This is a genomic window from Pseudoalteromonas sp. MER144-MNA-CIBAN-0113, assembly GCF_040308965.1.
Taxonomy (GTDB): domain Bacteria; phylum Pseudomonadota; class Gammaproteobacteria; order Enterobacterales; family Alteromonadaceae; genus Pseudoalteromonas; species Pseudoalteromonas tetraodonis.
This window is the reverse complement of the sequence record NZ_JBEOOG010000352.1, coordinates 1-272: the sequence shown is the minus strand read 5'-3', so window position 1 is coordinate 272 and position 272 is coordinate 1. Positions and strand designations below refer to the sequence as shown.

Sequence of the window (272 nt, the reverse complement as noted above, 5' to 3'; positions counted from 1 at the left end):
ATCAATACGTACATCGGCACTAAAGCTTACTTTTTTACCTTCACTATTAGTTGCAATAACGCTAACTTCCTTGGTTTTATCAAACAAGCCTTCAATATCAAACTGCTCTTGGCCGGTTAAACCTAGCGACTCATGACTTTCGCCATCTTTAAACTGTAGTGGTAAAACTCCCATACCAATAAGGTTAGAGCGATGAATACGCTCATAGCTTTGTGCTATTACAGCTTTAACACCTAACAGTAGCGAGCCTTTCGCCGCCCAGTCACGAGATG

The 272-nt window shown here is 41.5% G+C and carries 1 pseudogene; it reads right to left on the bottom strand.

Going from position 1 to position 272, the window contains the following annotated elements:
- A pseudogene (locus AAEY57_RS20000) lies at positions 1 to 272 on the bottom strand (aconitate hydratase); the annotation flags it as partial.